This is a genomic window from Rossellomorea aquimaris TF-12 (genome assembly GCF_001648555.1).
Taxonomy (GTDB): domain Bacteria; phylum Bacillota; class Bacilli; order Bacillales; family Bacillaceae_B; genus Rossellomorea; species Rossellomorea aquimaris.
On sequence record NZ_LQXM01000029.1, the window covers coordinates 351,790 to 373,737 of the forward strand.

Sequence of the window (21,948 nt, forward strand, 5' to 3'; positions counted from 1 at the left end):
AATTCCTACTTGTTCATCATTTCTTCTCTTCTAACACTTTGTCTAGCTTTTCTTCTATATACTTTAATCGCTTGTTTCGTTTATTTAATAATACAACCAAGTATATAATGAACGTCGGAACACAGATTAACATAACAAGCATGATAAGTTGAAAGATCATATCTCCCACATTAAGTTGAGCTTGTCCTAATACGAATAAGTTCATCATGGATTCACCTCTTCCCCTACAGTTAGCCGAAAATATGAGTATGTAATAACAAGCTATCCTCTCCTTTTTTTGTATTGATCATTAATCAGGAAACCCTTAATTTACTGAGATTTGGTGAAAAATAACCATTTCACACAATCAGCTTGATATATTTTCGTGTGATTGATTAATAAGTGTCTTTTCATTTTCTATTTCTTTTTGGATTGGGCCAGAACCTAACTGTATTGGGCCACTATTCACCATAATTGGGCCACCTTCAGAAGCTATTGGGCCAGAAATAGACACTATTAAGCAAATTAGTGAACTTTCTTCAAACCAAAAGCCCTAGAGAACTTCCATCAATAATTTCTTTGAAAAGACAACTGGCGCACCTACACATTTCCCATGGTCATATTGCAATTCAATTAGGGCTATCTCCTTAATGATTCCAGATAGTATTTTAGAATGGCTAGAACAGTAGTTAAATGCCTCTAATAGTTTCAACTGAGTTAATCGATTAGCAATGGTACAATGGGGAATCCATTTTCCAGGTGAATATAGTGAATCTTCCTTACCATCTAAATTGAAGAATTGGTGATGCTGAAGATGGAGATTCATTAGTTCTTCCGTCACTACTGGTGAGAGAAATAAAGTTCCTGAATTGATAAATGTTCCCAGTAATTGGAAGGAAAGTGGAATAGCTGGCTTATTTTCATAGTACGTATCCATTAGTTCCATAAACCGTTCTTTATTTAAATCTTCATAGCTTGCAAGCGTTAGATGAGGCTGTCGATTTTCGACTTCATAGGCATAGGAAGTAATCTTTTCATCATGTAGTCCTTCCCATAAGTTCTTAATGTTTTGTTCTGTCTTCTCATCGAAAATAGCGATTACACCAAACATCTATTTAAACTCCCTAAAAATGAGATCACTTGAAACCGGCTTTTCACCTAGTTCTCTAGCCCAAATAGACAACTGTCCTATATGATGAATTTCATGGGCAATGATATGCTGCAAAATTTTCTTAAACGTAAAGCTAATCATTTCACCATTTTTTCTCTTTTTCCTTATTTCCTTTTGCTCTATTTCAATATTCCAACCCACTAAAAAGCTATTGGTTAGAAGCTTTGTATTATTAGAATAGTCAACAACCTCTTGAAGAGCGGTTATCAAATGAATATCCTTTACTTCTACTGGTCGGTCTCTAATCTGATTGATCCATATCTGTTCACAATCTATAACATGAAACAAGGTCTTAAGTATGCTGCCCATTCCTCCAATCCTCTCTTTTACAAGTTCATCGTATGGAATGTTTTCACACCATTTAATCCAATCTTCTCTTACCTGCCAATTATACTTGAACATTTCTATCATCTTTTTTCTCCTTTAAATAGATATCTAATCTTATATGTTTCTAGATTTTCCCTATAAATTCCTTTTTTTCATTAAAAAAGAACCCAAGACACTCATGATCACTTGGGTTCTACTATTTAGTACTAAGAATTTGAACAGTTACAAGAAGGCATCCCCTGTAGCACTCCACTAGAAGGAGATAACCTCTTTTGACGGCATTGTTCTTCAAGTGCAGAGAATAACAGACCTTTTACGATCATGGATTCGTTTGAAGCGTTTGTCGAATGAGTGTTTGGTTCCTTTTCCCCCAATATCCTTCTCCTCCTCCAGATGAATGAATTTATAACATTTCTAATTGATTATACGTTTGCGTATATTTAATCATTCATAGTAAAAGAGGAAAGTGCATCGTTCAAGTTGTATAAAAAATGTTGTAAAAGTAAAGAGATATCCTTTTATGGATATCTCGGGTATATTTCTTACTATTGAGTTTCTTTCGTGTATTGGTAGAACTTATAATTCTTCCCCCTTTTTGCAGCGATGATATTGGTAGATTCTTTCACGCTAAACAAAAGGGTTCCTTTAGGTAACCTTTAGGTAAAAAAGAAGCATCCCCATCCTGAATAGTTAACCCACGATAAGAACTAAGCTCGGAAATATTTCTCTTTACCATTCCTATTCGCTTACTAACCTTTACATTTTTCACTTTGTCTGTATTTAAAACTTCTTCATACAAGTATTCATTTACAATGACAAAGTCAACAAAATCAATTTCATTTCCATCAATATTTGGTTGAAAGCCTATAAGATTTGTTTTTTGTTTTTCATGGGCACAGGAAACTGACAAGAATACTGTAAAAAACATTATAATCAGCAAAAGCTTAAAACTAGTCCTCACTCTTCTTTCTCCTTCATTGATAAAGCCAAGTGTTTTCCAAGATAGATGCCGCTTGCTGCCGCTTGAGAAAGTGAATGTGTCTCTCCAGAGCAATCTCCAACTAAAAACAAGTTTTTTACCTCAGTTTCAAATTCTTCATTTGTTTGAAGTTTTGGTTCATAAAACTTCGCATCGATTCCATAAAGTAAACTATCTTTATGAATAGGCTCCTGGATTAACCCCTCTAAAGATGTAAGAAAACCTTCTAAGGCTTCTGTATATAATAAAGGCACCTCATTTTTCACATCACCACAATCAGCATGGAGAGTTGGGATAATTTCATTCTCTTCCAGGCTCGTGGTTTGTCTATTCAATTTAAAATCTTCAAACCTCTGCACAACAATTCGATCTCTATCCTGATTAATACCTCCAATAACAACCTGGGCATATTTTGCTGCCTTTTCATAACTAGAAAAATACTGTGGCACAAATAAAGTGAAATTCAAATTAGCACTTGGCGTTTCTTCTTCACGTGCATTTTGACCATCCGGCATTACCAGTCCATGCTGATGCTTTCTGATGATTCTTCCCTTTGGGTTCATGCAATAGGTGGTAGCACTAAACCCTTCTCCTATAAACTTAAGCTTTGTTTCGAAAGTATTTTGAAGAATGGAATGAAGTTGATCCCCTTTCATCTCCACACGAATCCCAAGATCTAATCTCGTTTCTCCTGGAAATAAACCTAAGGATTGTGTTTGTGTTTCAAACCACTTACTTCCACTCATTCCTGTACCAATGACCAGCTTTTTTGTCGTATATTCGCCATTATTAGTGTTTAGTTGGAACCCTCGTTCAAGTGTATCTATGCTCTCAACACTTGTCTGAAAGCTAAAAGTTACACCCTCTTTTAATTCTTCATACATTTCTTGAAAAACCTTTTGTGCGAGGCGTGTTCCCAGGTGACGAACCTCCGTGGAGAGAACCTGAAGGTGATGTTTTCCTGCTAGTTTCTCAAGTTCTGTATTTTTTGTAGAGTATGATTCTACTAGATGACCACCGTAAGAACATAGAATCGCATCAACTTCTTGCATAAGCTTTAACGTTTTTTCTCTCCCTATTTTTTTATAAAGGTCACCGCCAAAATCATTCGTATAATTAAATTTCCCTTCTGATTTCCCTAACCCAGCAAAACCCACATATTTATTGCAAATACCTTCACAATCACAATCTCCACCCATATCCAGACCACAGGTTCTGTTGCTAAGCTCATTACCGATATCAATCATATGTATGGTTAATTCTTTATTTTCCTTTAATAACGTATAGGCAAGAAAAACGTTACTAACGCCTGCTCCGATTAACGTGATGTCAAACATTCAACCGCCTCTTTCTTTGGCTACAATCCAATTTTATGCCATTTTTCTAATTCTTCTACTATATGTTGCCGTATTTCTTTTCCAACATGAAGAAACTCCAGTCTAAAATAAAGAGTTTTCATGAAGTTAGTGACATTGGTTTTTTTTCTGTAAAAATATAATGAATATCCTTCTTTATCATATAAATCTTTTAGTGTATTAGATACACCAAAGATCCACCTTTCTAATGACTCTTCATCCATCCCTTTATCTAAAAGTGCTTCAATAGCAAAAATGATTCTTCCATCTTCATCATCACAATACAGAGCTTCTTTAAATAGACACTCTTTTATAACCGAAAGACAACGTTCAGTGAATTGGAAAGCAGGGTGTTTTATACAAGCAACGAGATAGTCTGCTCCATGAGCTATACTATGAGCCCACCCTTTACCTTCAACATAACCTCGTGTATCTAATTCCTTCTCTAAATATTGCATACTGCTTTCTATTGTTTTTTGGGCAAGTTCCTCTGTCAAGAAAGGTTTGACTCTATCCTTATCAATCAGTAGAGCAAGAACAAGTGAGGAAAACGAACGAGTAAAAACGGAATCCTCTTTTATTTGACCAATCTTATAGAATAAATAACTCTCCTCTAAACAAGCTTCCAATAGAAAATTCATCTGCCTGGAACTCAAGAAATCTTCACTTATTAATTGATAGAAGGTAGTATAGATAAGTTTATCACGTAATTCAGGATCAGTTGAGCCTATGTTTTCCAGCATCTGTTTTATAAGCCAGTCGAAATCTACTTTTATGTTTTTTTGTAAATCTAGTTGTTTTAATTCGGACTTAAGAACATTTTCAGATCCCCGGCCTAGTCTTATCTCCATTTTTCTAGATTGAGCTTGCATTCCCATACTTTCATAGAACCCGATGGCATTTTGATTAAATTCCCATACTCCTAGCTCCAAGGTCATTATTCCTAATTCTTTGGTAAATGCCACAACCTCTTCGAAGAGTAATTTGCCTAGACCCATCCCTCTAAAAGCCTCGTCCACTCCAAAGTCTTCGATAAAAACGGACTCACTCTGTATTACTGTATTTAGACGTGGAGATTGGCTTTTTCGGATAATTGTAAAGGCCACAACCTTCTGATTTTCTTCAATGATAAAAACTCTGCCATTATCATTTTCTACTGTTTCTTTAAAGTATTCATAATCTAATGTATCATCAGTTGTTTTATACTTATCCGGCCTCCCTTTTACATGAAGGTCATGAACCTCCTTATGTAGAGGTTTTAATTTATCATAATCTTCCAATCTCGCAATTTTCACAGATTTGTTCAATATACCTCATCCTTTTTGCTCATTTATAAATTTTGATATGCTTGAAAAACCATAAAACTTAAAAAGAAAAAATAAGAAGATAAAAATGCAAATACCAAGGTATGCTTTTTGATAAATACGATATACATGAAATAAGCAACCACACCCATAATCACAATATCCCAACACATCAGAAACAGTGTTGGCTGCTGCTTTTTTAGAACATCTACGTAGTAGAATGCAACTATATCATGGAATGCAAAAGATAAAAGAAAAAGAAATGCCAGGAACCAGTGAAGGGTTTCTTTTATAGGAATAAAGTAAGTTGTCTTTGGCAAAAACATTTGTATCCCCCCTGACTATATTTGAATGCTCTTTATTACTCTAACATAAAATCCCATTTTGCTTTTACAATAATTTTCCTTTTCATGCTAATCTAACATTGTGATGAAATATATGAGTTAGGGGATATAAGATGAAAAAAATATCTTACTTTTTTATTACTATATTTATTGGTTTAGGCATTATCAGTTGGAAAGTTGGACAGGTTGATAAACTCAATAGAATTGATGTGCAAGAGATTCATGAGGAGGGAAGTGTTAATGATGTAGGAATGGTGATAGAAGAGGCAGATTTGAGAAGCATAAGTTTTTTACTAGAACAAGTAAACTGGGAAAATGATTCCCTCGCAGTTAATGAAAGCACTCCTCATTTCTCGGCCACCTTCTTCTATCAAAAAGACAAAAACATGCCTGAAAGATTAATAGAATACAGCATTTGGTTTGACCTTCAAAATGGACAAACAATCCTAAAGAAAACAGACGGCGTCGAAACATATGGTGTACTTGAAAAAGAACATGCAGTTAAATTACATAACTATTTTAATGTTTGGGATTAAGAGGTGCGTCCCTCAGTGGGGGGACGCACCTCTTATGGTGTTCATTTATGTAATTAAATGGAAAACAGATCGATTCCTTTGTGAATTGGATTGATTTCGACATTTTCCGGATTGTTTCTGCTAGAAAGCGGATCGATTTTATACTATTTCCGATCGATTCCACTCTAAAATGGATTTATTCTCCTAAAAAAAGTCGAATTCCTAACTCCCCCTATTCCAAAATCCATTAAAATTTTCACTTATCCTTCAAAGAAGGATGCAAATATAGAAAAGAGGATACTGTTGAAACCACTCCTCCTATGATAATCGTGTTATTTGATCCAATTACTCCAGCCAAGATTCCTGCTAATAAAGCAGCAAGGGGCATCAGCATCCATGTCATAAATCGACTTGTTGCCTGCACACGACCCATTAAAGCATCCGGAGTTAATGTCTGGCGGATGGTAATAATGCACGGGCTCTTCATGGAGGCACAAAGGGTACCAAGTCCATTACAGAAAATCAACAAAAGGTATGAATCAAATAGTCCAAACAACACAATGGAACTTCCACCTATTAAGGATGCTGAAAACAGGATCCTTCGATAAGAAAATTTTTTTTTTAAATGGCTCGTCACCAATGCCCCAACAATTGCCGCCCCCCCTCCAAAAGATAATAACCATCCTATTTGAGAAGCATCCAATCCAATCGTATCCTTTAAATGAAAAACCATCAAAGTAAGAAAAAGAGTTGTTCCAAACACCGATGAAATCATGGCTAGATTGGTATAGAGAATTGGTTTTGTTTTAATCACGAAAGAAAATCCTTCTTTCATATCTTTCCAAAAACTTTTGTGACTGCCCTTCCCCTGGGTTTGTCCCTTCATATGGATGCTCCGAATAGCAAGAAAAGAAACAAAAAAGCTAAAGCTATTCACAAGCAACGCGTATCCAGGGTTATAAAAAGAGATGATCAAACCGCCTATACCAGGAGCAATAAATACTGCACTATTAAATGTTCCTGAGTTTAATGAATTTACAGCCTGTAAATCCTCTTTACGAACCAAATTAGGAACTGTAGCAAATTGTGATGTGTTATAAACTTGGCTAAGGAACCCGACGATTAAGGCACATACATACAGTGCCCACATATTCAATAGTTCAAAAATAAACAACAGACCAATTATCCCTACTATGACTCCTCTTCCTAAGTCACAAATTAGGAGTAATTTCTTTCGATTAAATCTGTCTGCTAGTATGCCTGTTATCGGTTGTAGTAGAATTGGTACTCTTTCTAAAGCAGCCACAATCCCCATGCTAACAGGGGACCCAGTAAGAGCTAAAACCATCAGCGGAATGGCAATTAAGTAGATTTGATCTCCGAAGAAGGAAATAAGGTTTCCTCCCATAAACCGAAAAGCTGAATAATTTCTTCTTAAAGGTGGAAAGTCATGGTGATTTTTGTGTAACTCTATGGGTTCTCCCATTCAAATGTCCCCTTTTACTCTCCAAATAAATATTGATGTAATTCCTTTGATAAAGACGTTACTCCATTTTCTTTCAAAATATATTTCCCTTGGTGGACTTCTACTAGCCTAGCGGAACGGAGGATTTTTAAATGATGATGAATGGTTGATTTTCCGAGTTCTAAAACGTTTGTAATGTCTTGTAAAGTAAGATCAGACCTGGAAAGTAACTTCATAATTCTTAGCCTCACTTCGTCGCCCAGCGCTTTATGCTTATGAACCAAAAAATAATTCGGTGTATCTTTGTCTTCTGGACTTATGCTTTCATTTGCAATCGGATAATAAAAAATTTTCGTTCCTTCAATATCTCCTTCAACATTCCATGGTCGATAAATAGATTGTGGAATAAGCAACACATTTAGAACACTTGGTTCAGGTAAATAGGTGATACCCCCTGTCGCCCATTCAACCAATTCCTCTGGATTCAATTTTTCTCTCATGTCAATTTTGGATTTGCGATCTCTTTCAAGAATGGCTTTTAGATCCTCTGCTTCTGGTTCAATTACTTCTTGGTACCACCTATACATAACTTCTTCAAGGTGTTTCTTTAAAGGTTCAATAGGGGTGAAACAAATATATTCAATATATTTTGGATAAAATGGGTTTTCACTTGTCAACTTCTTTAACTGCTCAATCGAAGAAGAATCTCCTTTTGATGCAAGTAACCTAGTTTCTCCATGTTTATAACTAGTAAAAGGAAGTCCGTGATATCTTAGTTGTTGTTCATCAAGTTCTTTAAGGTAGGTACTAAACTCTGAAAGATCATTTAACTCTTTTTGATGCAAAAGCATTAATAAAGTCTTCCACGTATTGTGTTTTCCCACATAATTCAATTCATGAGTTAGTTCCTTTGATAGGGAGTTTTTGATTGGTTTTAAAGGTTTTTCAAGTGTACTTAATAATTTTGAATTCGTCACTGCTGCAATGCCTAATGCACATTCCCATAATAGACCTGCTTTAATGTGAACTGAATACGTCTCTCTTTTTCTGCTACTTGTGTGTAGTATATCCATGATAAACCCCTCTCTAATTCCTACGACTACATTCTACACTTATAGAATTATTTATTCAATATTTTTAGAATTCTCACTCAAAAAAAGGCAGTATTAGTTAAATAAGTAGTTCATATAATTTGGAGAAAACTTAAAATCGCAAATCAAATAACATACGGTTTCGTAACGTAAATAACAAGTGAGTTAACAATATAATTAACGCACAAAAAATCTTGGGACATCCCAAGATTTTTGTTATTAAATATGTTGTTCTTGTTCCATTAAAGCCCCCCGTTAACTTGAATAACGCTTTGTGATAATATAGTTAATAATCAGCACCCCAAAACTTGTCCTTTTTCATATACTTTATCAACGGAATGAAAATTAGTGGATATCAAAATTAATGTTTGTGCCAGTTTTTTATTCTCTACTATATGTTCATCGTGATAATTGTTATGTTTATTCAAACCCAATAAAAATCCAGCTACAAATGCAACGATAGTTATCTGCGAATCAGCGAGTATGCACGAGAAAGACTTATATTTCTGAAGGAGTAGTTCTGGAAGCCGCCAATGCAGTTAAAGCCTTCTCAATATAACTATATACTTCTTCTGCAATCCCCAGAAATTCTTCAACATCTACATTACTATCCAAGTAACACGCATACAGATAGTCAACTAAAGCTGAATCAATATTGCAATAGTCTGATATGGCACTCTTCATCTTAGTAATGTCATCTTGCCAAACCCCTGTCTCTTCTAAAACCAAAGAGTATAATGCACGAATTAATCTCTTTGAGTAACCTTTGGTATATCTAGATTTCAGTGTGTCATCATTGGCATTAGATAGAAAACCGCGAACGCGATCCACTGCCTCTTGAGTGTCTGAATTCAAGTCTAATATGAACTCAGGTGAAATAAGAATAGGCGGTACTTCTTCGCCAATATCAGTACCATGTATACAAACACAGATTATCTTGATCCAAAATCCCCATTCATTGGGTTTATTTCTTACATCATCCAGTGAACAAATAACCGTATCAACCTTAGTTACTAATCGATATTTTTGTAAAATCTGGTCCTTCAGACATGATACTCTATCATAATCTATATCTTCTGGTCTTTCGCATACTATTGTAAAATCTGCATCAGACTTAAATGGCTTAGCAGTACCTTTAGGAATTGAGCCACACATATAAATACTGTGAATCTTCCCACTGAACTCTGAAAGCAAGCTAGCTGTATACTCCTCTACAAAAGTCTTGTACTCACTCTGAATACTGATCTTCTTTATAACCTTCCCCAGAACCATATCTGGTCTCCTTTTATCTTCTAAAATCATTTTATCTCCCCTTGTTTAAAAGTATATCATTTTATAAATTTTTCTCTTATTGCTTTTTCACTATCCTGAAGAAGGACAAAGCCGAAGGTCTATTGGCTACTCTTCATTTTTGCTTAACGAAAATCACTTTTTGTTTTCCTTTTGAAAATCTCGCCACTCTTCAGAGTAATCGGGATTAGTAACTTTAATTTCTTCAGAAACAACTTCCAAATTATTTAAATCATATATAACAATATAATTCCCGAAAGGAGATTCATTTTTTGCCAATCCTCTATCGTATTCGACTATACCTTCGGAACTGATTTTAGAAGCACTTGTAGTTTTGTAATTAGTATCAACAAAAGCATCAAGAACAGGATTAAAATGGCTTAAATTATTTGCTAATGTATCCATAACCTCTTGTCTTTTTTCTTCTAAGGTCCTTGATTGTTTCATTTTTTCTGTTTGATAGAACATCAATATTATTCCTAATAAAACAATTAAAACAATACTAAAAGTCGGAAGCATTCTCTTCAAGTTAACTCCCCCTTACCAAAAAGATACATAATAAACAAAAAGTCCTTCTTCAATTAACCTGCCCGTTAATTGAATAACTAAATTTTCATAATCTTTAAGTAAATTTTACCACATAATGTTATAAATCCTTGAGTTTTCTTGGAACAGATTAATATTGCATCTCATATAACAAGTAAAATAGCACCCTAATTCGTATGATGACAATATCCATTGTCATGACGTTACTTGGGGTGCTATTTGCTATGCTACTTTATTGTTAATATCTTATAAAACGTTGATAAATCAAAAAACAACTATTCGATTTACTGTGTTATAAGGGATGCTAATTCATATGCCATTTACATTGTTTCTCCACGAAAACTGAAATACTTATTAGTTAAACTACACTTTTATCTTTCTCCATCAATTTCTTCAGCCGTTTTGCCTTCTATTGAATAAAGTGCTCCAACTAAATCATTCTTCTCACTATAAGGAAATGACGTACCACCAATGATTTTCCCATTGAAAAGAAAGGCAGTTATGATTACTTTAGAGTTTGTTAATGGATGATTTGTTACGATAAACGTTTCTTTTTTAATATTCCTGTTTATATATTTATAAGGGTTTTTTTTTTGGACTGCCCAAATATCTTTATTTGGAGTTTCCTGCAAATCTTCTTTAGAGAATGTGTAGACTCCGTTTCCTTCATATGATTCTATTACATACCCTTTTTCTCAAGATACTTTTTAACTACCTTTCCATTTTCACTAATGGATTCCTCACAAGCAGATAATAAAATCAGAATGATACATAATACACCAAATTTTTTTATAGAAATCACCCACCCTTTTTTTCTATTTTTAACATATCCACTCCAATAAAAAACACGAATCCAGAAGGAGGATTCGTGTTTTATTACTCTACGTACGAACTTTATCTTTATCTTTCTTTATCTGCTTACTTCTTAGCTGACCACATGCCGCATCAATGTCAGTACCCTGTTCCACACGTACTCCACAATTGATACCGTGTTCGAGTAAAGTACCATAGAATTCTACAATGGCATCTTTTGTACTTCGTTGATACTGATTGTGCTCATCAACAGGATTATAAGGGATTAAGTTAACATATGAAAGATGTCGTTTGTTTTTTAGAAGCTTGGCTAGTTGAATAGCTTCTTCTTTATGATCGTTCACATCACTTAGCAAGATATACTCGAATGTGATTCGTCTATTCGTTTTTTCTAAATAATAGTCTATGGCTGGCATTAATTTTTCTAATGGATAGGCACGATTGATTTTCATAATCTTTGTACGTAATTCATTATTCGGTGCATGTAAAGAGACAGCAAGGTTAATTTGAATGTTTTCATCGGCAAATTTATAAATCTTGTCTGCTAGTCCGCTTGTAGACACTGTGATATGACGGGCACCGATTGAAAGACCTTTTTGATCATTCACAACGCGGAAGAAATCCATCATGTTATCATAGTTATCAAATGGCTCTCCAATCCCCATGACAACGATATGACTTACACGCTCTCCATCGCCGGCAGCATCAAGGTGATGTTGAACATTCATAATCTGTTCTACAATTTCTCCGCTAGATAGATCACGATTCTTCTTCAATAGTCCACTTGCACAGAATGTACAACCGATATTACAGCCTACTTGAGTTGTAACACAAACAGATAAGCCATAATTAAAACGCATTAGTACTGTTTCAATCAAGTTCCCATCCTCAAGCTTAAACAAGAACTTAATTGTTCCGTCCTTTGATTCTTGCTTAATTTCTTGTGTTAAGGTTTGGATATAAAAATGTTCTTCTAGTAATTGAACACATTCCGCATTCACATTTTTCATTTGAGAGAATTCAGTCACTCTCTTTTTATATAACCAATCCCACACTTGAGCCGCGCGGAACTTTTTTTGACCGTGTTCGACTAACCATGCCGTTAGTTGATCTAATGTTAATCCATATATGGATATTTTCTCCATTTAAAACCCTCATTTCAAAACTCTACAATTTTCTACTTATCTATACTACTTAAAGTATGCCAATGTTTCAAGCCATTTATCACGATTGTGAAATGTTGGTATTCCGTAAGTTCGTAAAAAAGAGGTCAAAATTAATATTTTCGCCTTTCCCCTCTACCTTCAGGTTGGTAATAATATTCTGTTCACAAAGATTAAATTATTTTAAAATAATATTAAAAACATAAATTTCTTTACTTTATTTTAAAAATCAAATTTTTCTGCCATTAATTTTAATAATGAAAATTATGCTTACATAATATTTTCTATTGCATACTGACGTTTTTTTATGTAAATTAGTCAAGTATGTTTAATAGGAGGTATCATCATGAATCAAACTCAAACAACACAACGAGTTCAAATGACAACAGCTGACCCTTCCGCTCTAGGACTATTCGGTTTAGCAATGGTGACGCTAGTGGCTTCTTCTGCAAAACTTGGATGGACGGACGGAGTTTCCTTTGTATTACCGTGGGCAATTTTCCTAGGGGGAATAGCTCAATTAATGGCTAGTTTTGGAGATGCGAAGCACAATAACACATTTGGTACAACAGCATTCGGTGCATTTGGATTATTTTGGCTGGGTGTAGGAACATCATGGCTTATTCAATATGGCGTTTTTGGAGAGGCAGCTGCAGCGGCCGTTGATCCCCACCAATTAGGAATTGCTTTTATCGGCTATTTAATCTTCAGTCTATTTATGACGGTTGGTGCTATGGAGACACACAAAGTATTATTCATTATTTTTGTCTTGATTGACTTTCTTTTTATTGGTCTTTCCCTATCAACATTAGGAATTGCCCCTGAAGCGATGCATATGCTGGCAGCCGTTTCAGAATTTCTCATTGCTCTTTTCAGCTTTTATGGTTCTGCTGCAAGTGTCTTAAACACTCACTTCGGGAAAGTTACTCTTCCTGTTGGAAAACCATTCGGGATATTCAAATAAGAAAATCATCCCTTATCCGTTGTTTTTAGTGGATAAGGGATGGTTTTTTATTACTTCAGATTAAACAGATTCTTTTTATTAATTTACCTACTGTTTAATCAGGATTTTTTAAGAACACAACCAAGATATTTTCAACTTTAAAGATTTTATTATCAACTTTTGAAATAAAGTGAAACATATCATTAACTAAAGAAGCTTCCTTAGGGCGGTTATTATCAACTCACTACTACTTATGAACCGTTTTCAATTCAAGAACGTACTCTTGCATAAATACATGTATCGGTTAAACGTTCACCATCTACAGAGAGGTCTTCATTGCGTAAGATCCCTTCTAGTTCATATCCTACTCTTTCTGGAATGGCTCTACTTTTTCTATTTTTAGATTCACATCTTATTTCTACTCTTTTCCCACCTAATTCTTCTAATGCCAAATGAGTTAATCGATCGATAGCTTCAACCATATACCCCTGACCGCTCATTCTCGTATCAATCCAATAACCTATTTCAAATTTTGGTACATCCCAGTCAATGTTATGAAAACCAGTACTTCCAACAAATTCATTTGTATCTCTTTTAAAGATGAGATATCTGAGGTTTTCACGACTTAAAAATTTAACGTGAGCTTGGCGTGTATTGATTTCCGTATCCTCTTCTGTTGGCTCCGTTTGTACAAATCCCAGCCAGGGCTTTAACTCATTTAAAGAAGCTTTAATGGCCCCGTTCACTACCTTTCCGTCTCCAGGCATAGGCATTCGAAGAGTCAGTCTTTCTGTCTGTATAGTTGTTGGTACTTCTAACAAAATTGGATTCATAGGTCCCACCCTTTATTGGTAAAAATTATCATAATTATAATTTACTAGAGAAACCCCTGTCAATTTTTACTATCAAATAAAGGCAAGCCTCCTATTATTCTATACTTCTTAATGAGAATAAACTATAATTGAATAAAATAATTCTATGGGAGTATCACTATGACATTAATAAAAGAGTTCACCGATATTGGAGAGCAAGTTACAGTAAGAAAAAAAGATATTGCTGAAAGAATTTATACAGAACTCTCTATTGCATATCCTTCAGACTATACTGAAGATAGTAAGGGGCTTCGCATTCCTTTCTTTGAGCAGCTTGTAGACCTGATTGGAAAAGGTTTGCTTAAAGAAGAAGCATGGGAAGAAAATACTTATAGATGGGGGCTGGAAGTTGGATATTTGGCTACTTCAAATGGAACTCCATTAAATACGACTCTACAAAAAACAACCTTATATAAAAAAGTTATCATAGAGGATATCCTTAAACATGTTCAGAAGAATTTGGTACAAGACCTTTTACTCGAACTCACTTTCGATATCGATCTAGCCATTAATAATATGGTAACTGGTTTTTGCCAGGCATATAAAGATTATGACCAACAGCAGTTAAAAGAATCTGAAGAGAAATTTTTGTCCCTCTCTACACCAGTCGTACCTATTTTTGCTGAATTAGCCGTATTGCCTTTGGTTGGTCAAGTGGACGAAACCCGTGCTGAAGTGATGGCTGAGCATGTATTAATAGAGTGTAAAAGACTCTCTATTAATAAATTAATCGTTGATTTATCCGGGGTTTATGAAATAAATCCCTTATTCCAACAAGGAATTATGAAACTACTTGATAGTCTTAAGCTTTTGGGAATTAAACCGATTTTATCAGGTATGCGACCTGAAATGAGTATAGAGTTTGTCCAATTGGGAATCAACCTCTCTGGAATTCATATTTATCAATCCTTGAGCAAAGCAGTAGAAAACCATCAGTAATTTCATTCAAAAGAACATTAAAAGACTTCACATTTGTGAAGTCTTTTTTCAATTACATTATTACGTTTACTGCCTCCTCACCATCAACATACATACTTTAGTGCAGTATTAATGATGTTCACTGTGATGATCTTCTCCTTCAGATTCGTCTGCTTTCATTTCTTCAGCACTCACTTCTCCAACAACAAATTGTTTCTTAGGCATAACATGCATGTCCCTGGCTGTAACATGTGTTTGAACATAATATATCCCTTCCTCTTTGAAGGTCTTTTTAATTGTGTAAATTCCATTTCCCATATTTATAGCTTCAATCATTTCACTTTTTTTTCACTATCATTTTTCCAGATTTCAAAATTCACTTCATCAGCATCTGTAACATCGGTATCTCCTTGAAAAACCTTCACTTTCAAGCTAGTTTCTTCATTTATAGATATTTCTTCTGGAAGCTGAATATTCACCTCCACTTTTTTGGGCCCTTCCATTTCATTAGATGAACAGGCTGCAACTGTAATCATTAATAAAATAATCATTAGAGTAAAACTTATTTTTTTCATCTTTCTTCCCCCAGTGTTTTTAATTTTCGATATCCCCAAGCTAAGTGGCATAAGGTTTACCACACCTGACATTAAAACAAAGTACCGTATGGCTTATCTTATCCAAAATTTATCTTACTCAATTTTTGTGAAGAAAAAATGAAATAAATAAAAAAAGAGCAAAGAATCAGAGATCCTTGCCCTTATTACATTTTTTTGATTTTAGTAGGATAAAAGATGGTCTTCTATGTTCATTTCTTAATTTAGGCATTTCCCTTAATCCATCTTGTGTTGGCTCGGGTTCAATGATTTTTTGAAGTGTTAACCCATTTTCAACCAAAGTATTGATTAAAGTTGATAATGTTCTATGGTATTTAATCACTCCCTCGACGTACCAAAACTGCTCCCTTTTCCCTTCTTCATGGTAGTGATCAACTGCCCAATGTAACTTGGTACCCTCTTCATCCTTAACCCAATTATTCATGCCTTTTCTAGCCGTTACCACCGGATGCTCTGTTGAAATTATTAATTCCCCGTTTTGTTTTAGAAGTCGAGCTAATTTTTTTATTAAACTTTCGTAATTTTCTATGTAGTGGATGGCAAGAGAGCTGACAATTAAGTCAAAAGAATTATATGGTAAAACCATATCTTCCATAGACATACATTGGTAATCAATACAGGGATGATGAGTTTCTGAATTCGCTTTTTCAATCATCTTCATAGATATATCAACACCTAGCACATGTGCTGCCCCGTTTTCTAAACAGAACCTGGAAAATTGTCCTGTACCACAACCTAGATCTAACACTCTCATACCTTTTAATTTTGGTAATAAAGAAATCATGGCTGGCTGTTCAATAAAATCATTGTATGTCTGTCCAGTATTTCTCAGTTTCATATATTCATTAAAAAAATTTGGATTATCATAGATATTTTGTTTCATTCATTACCTCCTGAATAATTTCTGTTATTAATCAATTAACGTGTTGGAATATGCATGACTACTCCTATATCCATTGATCGCTTATCCTCTAAATTAAACTCCCAGGCTGGTTTATCCCCACACACTGTAACTTGTCCATCCTGAAGGATTAATCCAGTTTCTTCATACAGAGCGAGTACTGGCTTATTTGTTTTCCTGATGAATTCTTTTATCATAAAACCCTCAGATGCTTCATAATGACACCAAATGGCAACCTCATTTATTAATGATAAACCTTCAAAAGATGAAAGGTGTACATCATTTGAGTCCACGTGAGCACAAGTAAGAATGTTACTTCCTATGATGATCGCTCCTGCACTTCCTCCATACACTATTCCTCCTTCTGTGACAAATTCATACAACACGGAATCAAATCCGGATACTTGTAACTCTTTTAATAGTTTGAATGTATTTCCTCCACCAATATAGACTGCTGAAAATGCTCTAAGATCCGCCAGTGTTTTACCCTTTAGGTTAGTCCACATGGTTATTTCCTCGATGCCCAGAGGATTGAAAACGTTGTTTATCCATTCAAAACAAGATTCAAAGGAGATTGAATATTTATTCATAGCAATTGGAATATATAGTAAAGGTTTCGTTTTCGTAATGTTTTGTGCAAAGAGTTTATCAAAGGTTTGAGTTTGTTCTTTATCTCCACCACCTGAAAGGTAAAGGGGTCCCATTTAATGTGCCTCCATTTTGCATTAATTTTTTTAAAAAAGCTTATTGAACTTTATCATCCGACACAATATGAAAATGTAGATGCTTGGAGTCTTGATAGTTACCTAGATTTGTAATGACGCGACATGCTCCATACTCTTGTTCAATTCGTTTTGGAACTTCTCTTATGGTTTTCATTAATTCATCGAATATCTTTTCTTCATTTTCCTTAATTCTTGTTAAAGATGGAATGTGTATTTTAGGAATTGCTACTAGTGTATCTGATAAAAAGGCTTCGTATGATAATAGACTAATGTATGTTCAGTCTCATAAATTTTTTCGACCTGTGTTTTGCCACTTAGCACTTCATCACAATAAAAATCATTTGTCACTTTAGTTTTCCTCCTCAAAAAAACAATTTCACTAGTATATTTTAACATAAATTCCCAAATTATGATTTTAAAAATAATTTCTCATAAACTTCCTTTACAATGAAAATTTTCCTCAGAATACAGGTTCCATCTACTTTTATTCTACTAAAATAGTCCCTAACTTTCTCAATACACAAATAGATTTTATCATGATAATCTAATTTTGACAGAATATTTTGATAAAAATGGAGGAGATCTTTTGAAGAAGAAAAAGTTAATTAGCATGAGTTTATCTGTTGGTTTGTTTTCTGGAATGGTGGTTACAAGTTCATTCGCAGCAGGAAATGATGACTCAATAATTCATATGAACAAAAGTATGGGTACGCCTGAATTTGTTTCCGGTCAACTTTCCCCTCCATCAAATGAATCGGCAGAATCTATAGTGCTTTCTTATTTAGAAAATCACAAAAAAACATTCAAACTTACAGATGAGAAAGCAAATCAACAATTTAAAATTTTATCTGTAGAAAATGACAATCTTGGAAATACCGTTGTTAAATTTCAACAAATGTATCATGGAATATCAGTTTGGGGCTCTACTCAATCAGCAGTCGTTAGTAAAGACGGAATATTAATCGCATTGTCTGGTTCTGTAGTTGCAGACTTAGATAGAAAATATCTAAAGAAAAAAGCTAAAAAGTTACTTAATGAAGAAAGAGCCATTTCTATTGCCATTAACGATCTTGATATAAATCCTGAATTAGAAAAAGATATCCAACCAGAAATGGTTGTTTATACAGAGGGAAACAAGGCTACGTACGCATATTTCATCAACCTCAATTATCTTGAACCTGCTCCTGGGAATTGGAACTACTTTATAGATGCAAGCTCAGGAGAAATTGTAAACAAATACAATGACATGCACGAAGTAAATGGTACAAACCAAATAGGAACTGGTATTGGCGTTTTAGGTGACTCCAAACCTTTGAATACGACTTTATCAAACGGAAGTTACTACCTCCAAGATAATACTCGTGGAAATGGAATTTTTACGTATAACATGAATAATCGCACCTTTTTCCCTCAATTCTTCCTACCAGGGACCCTTTGGTCTGACAGTGATAATGTTTTGAACAATACTTATGATGCACCTGCAGTGGATGCTCATTATTTTGCTGGTGTTACATATGATTATTACAAAAATAATTTCAACCGTAATTCATATGATAATCAAGGTGCTGCATTAAAATCCTCTGTACATTATAGTAGTGGATATAATAATGCGTTTTGGAATGGTTCACAAATGGTGTATGGTGACGGTGATGGATCAACATTCGCACCATTATCTGGAGGGATCGATGTTGTTGCACATGAGTTAACCCACGCCGTAACAGACTTCACTTCAGATCTTGTCTACCAAAATGAGTCTGGGGCATTGAATGAAGCCATATCTGATATATTTGGTACATTAGTAGAATACGAGGCAGGGATAAATCCTGACTTTGAAATCGGAGAAGATATTTATACGCCTGGTACATCAGGAGATGCCCTTCGCTCAATGAGTAATCCAGCAAAATTCGGTGATCCTGATCACTATTCCAAACGATACACCGGTACAGGAGATAATGGCGGCGTTCATACTAATAGTGGAATCATTAACAAGCAAGCCTATCTATTAAGTGAAGGTGGTAGTCACTTTGGAGTAACTGTCCCTGGTATCGGACGCAAAAAGCTAGGGGATATCTACTATCGAATGAATACGGTATATCTGACAGCCTCTTCTACCTTTAGTCAAGCAAGGGCAGCGGCCGTTCAATCTGCAACAGATTTATATGGGAGTAATTCTACTGAAGTAAATGCTGTAAAATTATCCTTTGATGCAGTCGGAATAAATTAAATCGTTTTCAAACCAGTAAGGGCTCTTTGGTCTTTACTGGTTTTTCATTTGGCTCTAAAAGGAGAATTATAGGAATAACGCAATAATCAATTGGAATGCGGCCAATTTAATTAGACATCTACTTATTTTGCAGCTTTTTAAACAGAGCTAATAAAAAATCCTTGGTCTCTATCGACCAAGGATTTTCATTTAGTGGTTAACGGCTTTATCAAGTCCACCAGGCTTGTTATGAACAGCCAATTTATCAATTAATTTATTACTTTCTGCATTTAATCCAATTAAGTTTACTTTCACACCATTTTGATGATACTTAATCACAATTTTATCAATTGCGCCAACGGCAGAATCATCCCATAAATGTGTTTGAGTTAAATCTAACGTTACTTCTTTCACATCTTCCGTAAAATCAAAGCTTTCAACAAATTCAGTTACAGATGCAAAGAATAATTGCCCTGATACCTTGTATACTTTTTTATGTGTTTGTTCAGAACCTAATGTCGTAATACTCACTTTAGAAATTTTAGAAGCAAAGAAAATAGCACTCAAGATAATCCCAACCAGGACACCTTTTGATAAGTCATGAGTAAACAGAACTGTTACTACTGTTGCTAACATAACAAGGTTATCTGTAATCGGTGTTTTGTGTGCATTTTTGATGGAAGACCAGTCAAAGGTACCAATTGATACCATGATCATAACACCCACTAATGCTGCCATTGGGATTTGAACTAAGAAATCATTTAACAATAAGATTAAGATCATAAGGAATGTTCCCGCAACAAATGCTGACAGACGTCCACGTCCCCCGGATTTCACATTGATAACAGATTGTCCAATCATTGCACACCCTGCCATTCCTCCGAATAATCCTGAAACGATATTCGCAATCCCTTGTCCTTTAGCTTCTTTATTCTTGTCACTCGTTGTATCAGTCATATCATCCACAATAGAAGCGGTTAGTAAAGACTCTACTAATCCAACGATGGCAATGGATAAAGAATAAGGAAAGATAATTTGTAACGTCTCAAAGTTTAATGGAATTTCGGGTAGTAAGAACACAGGTAGTGCTTGAGTTAACTCTCCCATGTCTCCTACTGTACGAACTCCACTTCCTGTTAACACAGCAAAAATGGTTACTGCAATAATAGCCACTAAAGGTGAAGGGACAGCCTTTGTAAAGCGTGGTAAAATATAGATAATTGCTAAAGCGCCTGCTACCATTGCGTACATAATCCATTTTTCACCTACAAAGTGTGGCAACTGAGAAGTGAAAATTAAAATAGCAAGAGCATTCACAAAGCCAACCATAACGGATCGTGGTACAAATTTCATTAGACGGCCTAATTTAAGGACACCCATGACAATTTGAATCACTCCCGTTAAGATCGTTGCTGCAAGCAAGTATTGCAAACCATAATCCGCAACTAACGTTACCATGACTAAAGCAGTAGCACCTGTAGCGGCAGAAATCATTCCTGGTCTTCCACCTACAAACGCTATTACAACAGCAATACAGAAGGAAGCATATAATCCAACCATTGGATCTACACCGGCAATGATAGAAAACGCAATCGCTTCAGGGATTAACGCCATAGCAACAACTAATCCAGCAAGTACATCTCCTCTCACATTTCCAAACCATTCATATTTTATTTTTGAACTTAAATTCATAATGCACCTCTTCCTATATCATTTTGACTTTCAACTCTCATGAAAGTCGGGTCCGTTAAACACAAGGGACATTATATAATGGAATGGTCATTTTGTGAAACACCTATGTAAACACTTACATTAATTACTTTCTTTATAATACTCTTTTTTACTCTTACATCCACCTATCATCATAATTATGTAAAAAAAACATAAAACAAAAAAGGAAATGTATGCAATAAATAGAATGTTATAATAACAGCGTTTTCAAAGACTGGAGGGAATACGATGTTCAAAAAAATCCTTCTTGCAACAGATGGATCAGAGCATTCATTAAGGGCTGGAGAAAGAGCCATAGATCTTGCAAAGTGTAATATACACTCAAAAATACATATTGTTTATGTAATAGATAGCAAACAATCTAAAGATGATGTTTTGGAACACTGGGGATTGGATGCAACAGATAAACGAAAACAGAAACTGCAGATGATTGAGCAGAAAGCAAAACAAGCCTCTGTTGCTATTGAAGTGATTTTTTTACACGGTGAACCTGGTCCAACTATTGTTGAGTATGCAAATAAAAATGAATTCGATACAGTTGTTATTGGGAGCCGAGGCTTAAATGTATTTCAAGAAATGGTTCTTGGCAGCGTCAGTCATAAAGTAGCCAAAAGAGCAAAGTGCCCTGTCATGATTGTAAAATAGGAAAAAGCTTAAGGGAGTTCCCTTAAGCTTTCTCTTTAGTTTAGATCTTCCTTC

The 21,948-nt window shown here is 34.9% G+C and carries 25 protein-coding genes and 1 pseudogene; 5 read left to right on the forward strand and 21 right to left on the reverse strand.

Annotated features, from left to right (window positions below):
• Positions 1 to 16 precede the first annotated feature (16 nt).
• From IQI_RS15340 to IQI_RS15370, 8 genes are all read right to left on the reverse strand, one after another.
• Entirely contained in the window at positions 17 to 208 is a 192-nt protein-coding gene (locus IQI_RS15340; RefSeq protein WP_082892749.1) for a hypothetical protein, read from the reverse strand.
• A 324-nt stretch (positions 209 to 532) separates the two neighbouring features.
• Positions 533 to 1,090, reverse strand: coding sequence for a 2'-5' RNA ligase family protein (locus tag IQI_RS15345; RefSeq protein WP_064093503.1), 558 nt, complete (start codon positions 1,088 to 1,090; stop codon positions 533 to 535).
• Positions 1,091 to 1,561: a DinB family protein gene (locus IQI_RS15350; RefSeq protein WP_064093504.1), complete on the reverse strand. Its 471-nt coding sequence runs from the start codon at positions 1,559 to 1,561 to the stop codon at positions 1,091 to 1,093.
• 122 nt (positions 1,562 to 1,683) lie between these two features.
• The gene (locus tag IQI_RS20705; protein WP_156509929.1) at positions 1,684 to 1,851 is read right to left on the reverse strand and encodes a hypothetical protein; all 168 of its coding nucleotides are present in this window, start codon (positions 1,849 to 1,851) and stop codon (positions 1,684 to 1,686) included.
• A 248-nt stretch (positions 1,852 to 2,099) separates the two neighbouring features.
• Entirely contained in the window at positions 2,100 to 2,438 is a 339-nt protein-coding gene (locus tag IQI_RS15355; protein ID WP_064093505.1) for a hypothetical protein, read from the reverse strand.
• On the reverse strand, positions 2,435 to 3,793 hold the full coding sequence (locus IQI_RS15360) for a hypothetical protein (RefSeq protein WP_064093506.1): 1,359 nt from the start codon (positions 3,791 to 3,793) through the stop codon (positions 2,435 to 2,437). Before IQI_RS15360 ends, IQI_RS15355 begins: the two co-directional genes overlap by 4 nt.
• Positions 3,794 to 3,813: 20 nt before the next feature.
• Positions 3,814 to 5,118 carry a GNAT family N-acetyltransferase gene (locus IQI_RS15365; RefSeq protein WP_064093507.1) on the reverse strand — a complete coding sequence of 435 codons (1,305 nt, stop codon included), beginning with the start codon at positions 5,116 to 5,118 and terminating at the stop codon, positions 3,814 to 3,816.
• Between the two features lie 23 nt (positions 5,119 to 5,141).
• Entirely contained in the window at positions 5,142 to 5,441 is a 300-nt protein-coding gene (locus tag IQI_RS15370; RefSeq protein ID WP_064093508.1) for a hypothetical protein, read from the reverse strand.
• A gap of 131 nt (positions 5,442 to 5,572) precedes the next feature.
• On the opposite strand from IQI_RS15370, the gene IQI_RS15375 reads away from it, so the two are divergent.
• Positions 5,573 to 5,995 (forward strand): hypothetical protein, encoded by a 423-nt coding sequence (locus IQI_RS15375; RefSeq protein ID WP_064093509.1) that lies wholly within the window; start codon positions 5,573 to 5,575, stop codon positions 5,993 to 5,995.
• Between the two features lie 235 nt (positions 5,996 to 6,230).
• On the opposite strand, the gene IQI_RS15380 is transcribed toward IQI_RS15375, so the two are convergent.
• From IQI_RS15380 to rlmN, 6 genes are all read right to left on the reverse strand, one after another.
• Positions 6,231 to 7,460 carry an MFS transporter gene (locus IQI_RS15380; protein WP_064093510.1) on the reverse strand — a complete coding sequence of 410 codons (1,230 nt, stop codon included), beginning with the start codon at positions 7,458 to 7,460 and terminating at the stop codon, positions 6,231 to 6,233.
• A 14-nt stretch (positions 7,461 to 7,474) separates the two neighbouring features.
• The gene (locus IQI_RS15385) at positions 7,475 to 8,512 is read right to left on the reverse strand and encodes an ArsR/SmtB family transcription factor (protein ID WP_064093511.1); all 1,038 of its coding nucleotides are present in this window, start codon (positions 8,510 to 8,512) and stop codon (positions 7,475 to 7,477) included.
• A gap of 516 nt (positions 8,513 to 9,028) precedes the next feature.
• A complete protein-coding gene (locus IQI_RS15390; protein WP_064093907.1) occupies positions 9,029 to 9,802 on the reverse strand; it encodes a nucleotidyltransferase domain-containing protein in 774 nt (257 codons plus the stop codon).
• A 153-nt stretch (positions 9,803 to 9,955) separates the two neighbouring features.
• Positions 9,956 to 10,348 (reverse strand): hypothetical protein, encoded by a 393-nt coding sequence (locus IQI_RS15395; RefSeq protein WP_064093512.1) that lies wholly within the window; start codon positions 10,346 to 10,348, stop codon positions 9,956 to 9,958.
• 389 nt (positions 10,349 to 10,737) lie between these two features.
• Positions 10,738 to 10,998, reverse strand: a complete 261-nt coding sequence (locus tag IQI_RS15400; RefSeq protein ID WP_064093513.1) for a hypothetical protein — start codon at positions 10,996 to 10,998, stop codon at positions 10,738 to 10,740.
• A gap of 249 nt (positions 10,999 to 11,247) precedes the next feature.
• Complete coding sequence (rlmN, locus tag IQI_RS15405; protein WP_064093514.1) at positions 11,248 to 12,324, reverse strand: 23S rRNA (adenine(2503)-C(2))-methyltransferase RlmN; 1,077 nt, start codon at positions 12,322 to 12,324, stop codon at positions 11,248 to 11,250.
• A 364-nt stretch (positions 12,325 to 12,688) separates the two neighbouring features.
• On the opposite strand from rlmN, the gene IQI_RS15410 reads away from it, so the two are divergent.
• Positions 12,689 to 13,306: an acetate uptake transporter gene (locus IQI_RS15410; RefSeq protein ID WP_408007646.1), complete on the forward strand. Its 618-nt coding sequence runs from the start codon at positions 12,689 to 12,691 to the stop codon at positions 13,304 to 13,306.
• Between the two features lie 248 nt (positions 13,307 to 13,554).
• Here the strand turns inward: IQI_RS15410 and IQI_RS15415 are convergent, their stop codons facing one another.
• Positions 13,555 to 14,118 carry a GNAT family N-acetyltransferase gene (locus IQI_RS15415; RefSeq protein ID WP_064093516.1) on the reverse strand — a complete coding sequence of 188 codons (564 nt, stop codon included), beginning with the start codon at positions 14,116 to 14,118 and terminating at the stop codon, positions 13,555 to 13,557.
• Positions 14,119 to 14,277: 159 nt separating this feature from the next.
• On the opposite strand from IQI_RS15415, the gene IQI_RS15420 reads away from it, so the two are divergent.
• Positions 14,278 to 15,096: an STAS domain-containing protein gene (locus tag IQI_RS15420; RefSeq protein ID WP_064093517.1), complete on the forward strand. Its 819-nt coding sequence runs from the start codon at positions 14,278 to 14,280 to the stop codon at positions 15,094 to 15,096.
• A gap of 108 nt (positions 15,097 to 15,204) precedes the next feature.
• On the opposite strand, the gene IQI_RS20385 is transcribed toward IQI_RS15420, so the two are convergent.
• From IQI_RS20385 to IQI_RS15440, 5 genes and pseudogenes are all read right to left on the reverse strand, one after another.
• The gene (locus tag IQI_RS20385; protein WP_156509930.1) at positions 15,205 to 15,393 is read right to left on the reverse strand and encodes a hypothetical protein; all 189 of its coding nucleotides are present in this window, start codon (positions 15,391 to 15,393) and stop codon (positions 15,205 to 15,207) included.
• A gap of 14 nt (positions 15,394 to 15,407) precedes the next feature.
• Positions 15,408 to 15,650, reverse strand: a complete 243-nt coding sequence (locus IQI_RS20390; RefSeq protein WP_082892751.1) for a FixH family protein — start codon at positions 15,648 to 15,650, stop codon at positions 15,408 to 15,410.
• Positions 15,651 to 15,816: 166 nt separating this feature from the next.
• A complete protein-coding gene (locus tag IQI_RS15430) occupies positions 15,817 to 16,572 on the reverse strand; it encodes a class I SAM-dependent methyltransferase (RefSeq protein ID WP_064093518.1) in 756 nt (251 codons plus the stop codon).
• A 35-nt stretch (positions 16,573 to 16,607) separates the two neighbouring features.
• On the reverse strand, positions 16,608 to 17,294 hold the full coding sequence (locus tag IQI_RS15435; protein ID WP_064093519.1) for a Type 1 glutamine amidotransferase-like domain-containing protein: 687 nt from the start codon (positions 17,292 to 17,294) through the stop codon (positions 16,608 to 16,610).
• 40 nt (positions 17,295 to 17,334) lie between these two features.
• A pseudogene (locus tag IQI_RS15440) lies at positions 17,335 to 17,711 on the reverse strand (HIT family protein).
• Positions 17,712 to 17,901: 190 nt separating this feature from the next.
• Between IQI_RS15440 and IQI_RS15445 the strand changes: the two are divergent.
• Positions 17,902 to 19,539 carry a M4 family metallopeptidase gene (locus IQI_RS15445; RefSeq protein WP_064093520.1) on the forward strand — a complete coding sequence of 546 codons (1,638 nt, stop codon included), beginning with the start codon at positions 17,902 to 17,904 and terminating at the stop codon, positions 19,537 to 19,539.
• A 189-nt stretch (positions 19,540 to 19,728) separates the two neighbouring features.
• On the opposite strand, the gene IQI_RS15450 is transcribed toward IQI_RS15445, so the two are convergent.
• A complete protein-coding gene (locus IQI_RS15450) occupies positions 19,729 to 21,210 on the reverse strand; it encodes a SulP family inorganic anion transporter (protein ID WP_064093521.1) in 1,482 nt (493 codons plus the stop codon).
• Between the two features lie 267 nt (positions 21,211 to 21,477).
• On the opposite strand from IQI_RS15450, the gene IQI_RS15455 reads away from it, so the two are divergent.
• A complete protein-coding gene (locus IQI_RS15455; protein ID WP_064093522.1) occupies positions 21,478 to 21,894 on the forward strand; it encodes a universal stress protein in 417 nt (138 codons plus the stop codon).
• Positions 21,895 to 21,948 lie beyond the last annotated feature (54 nt).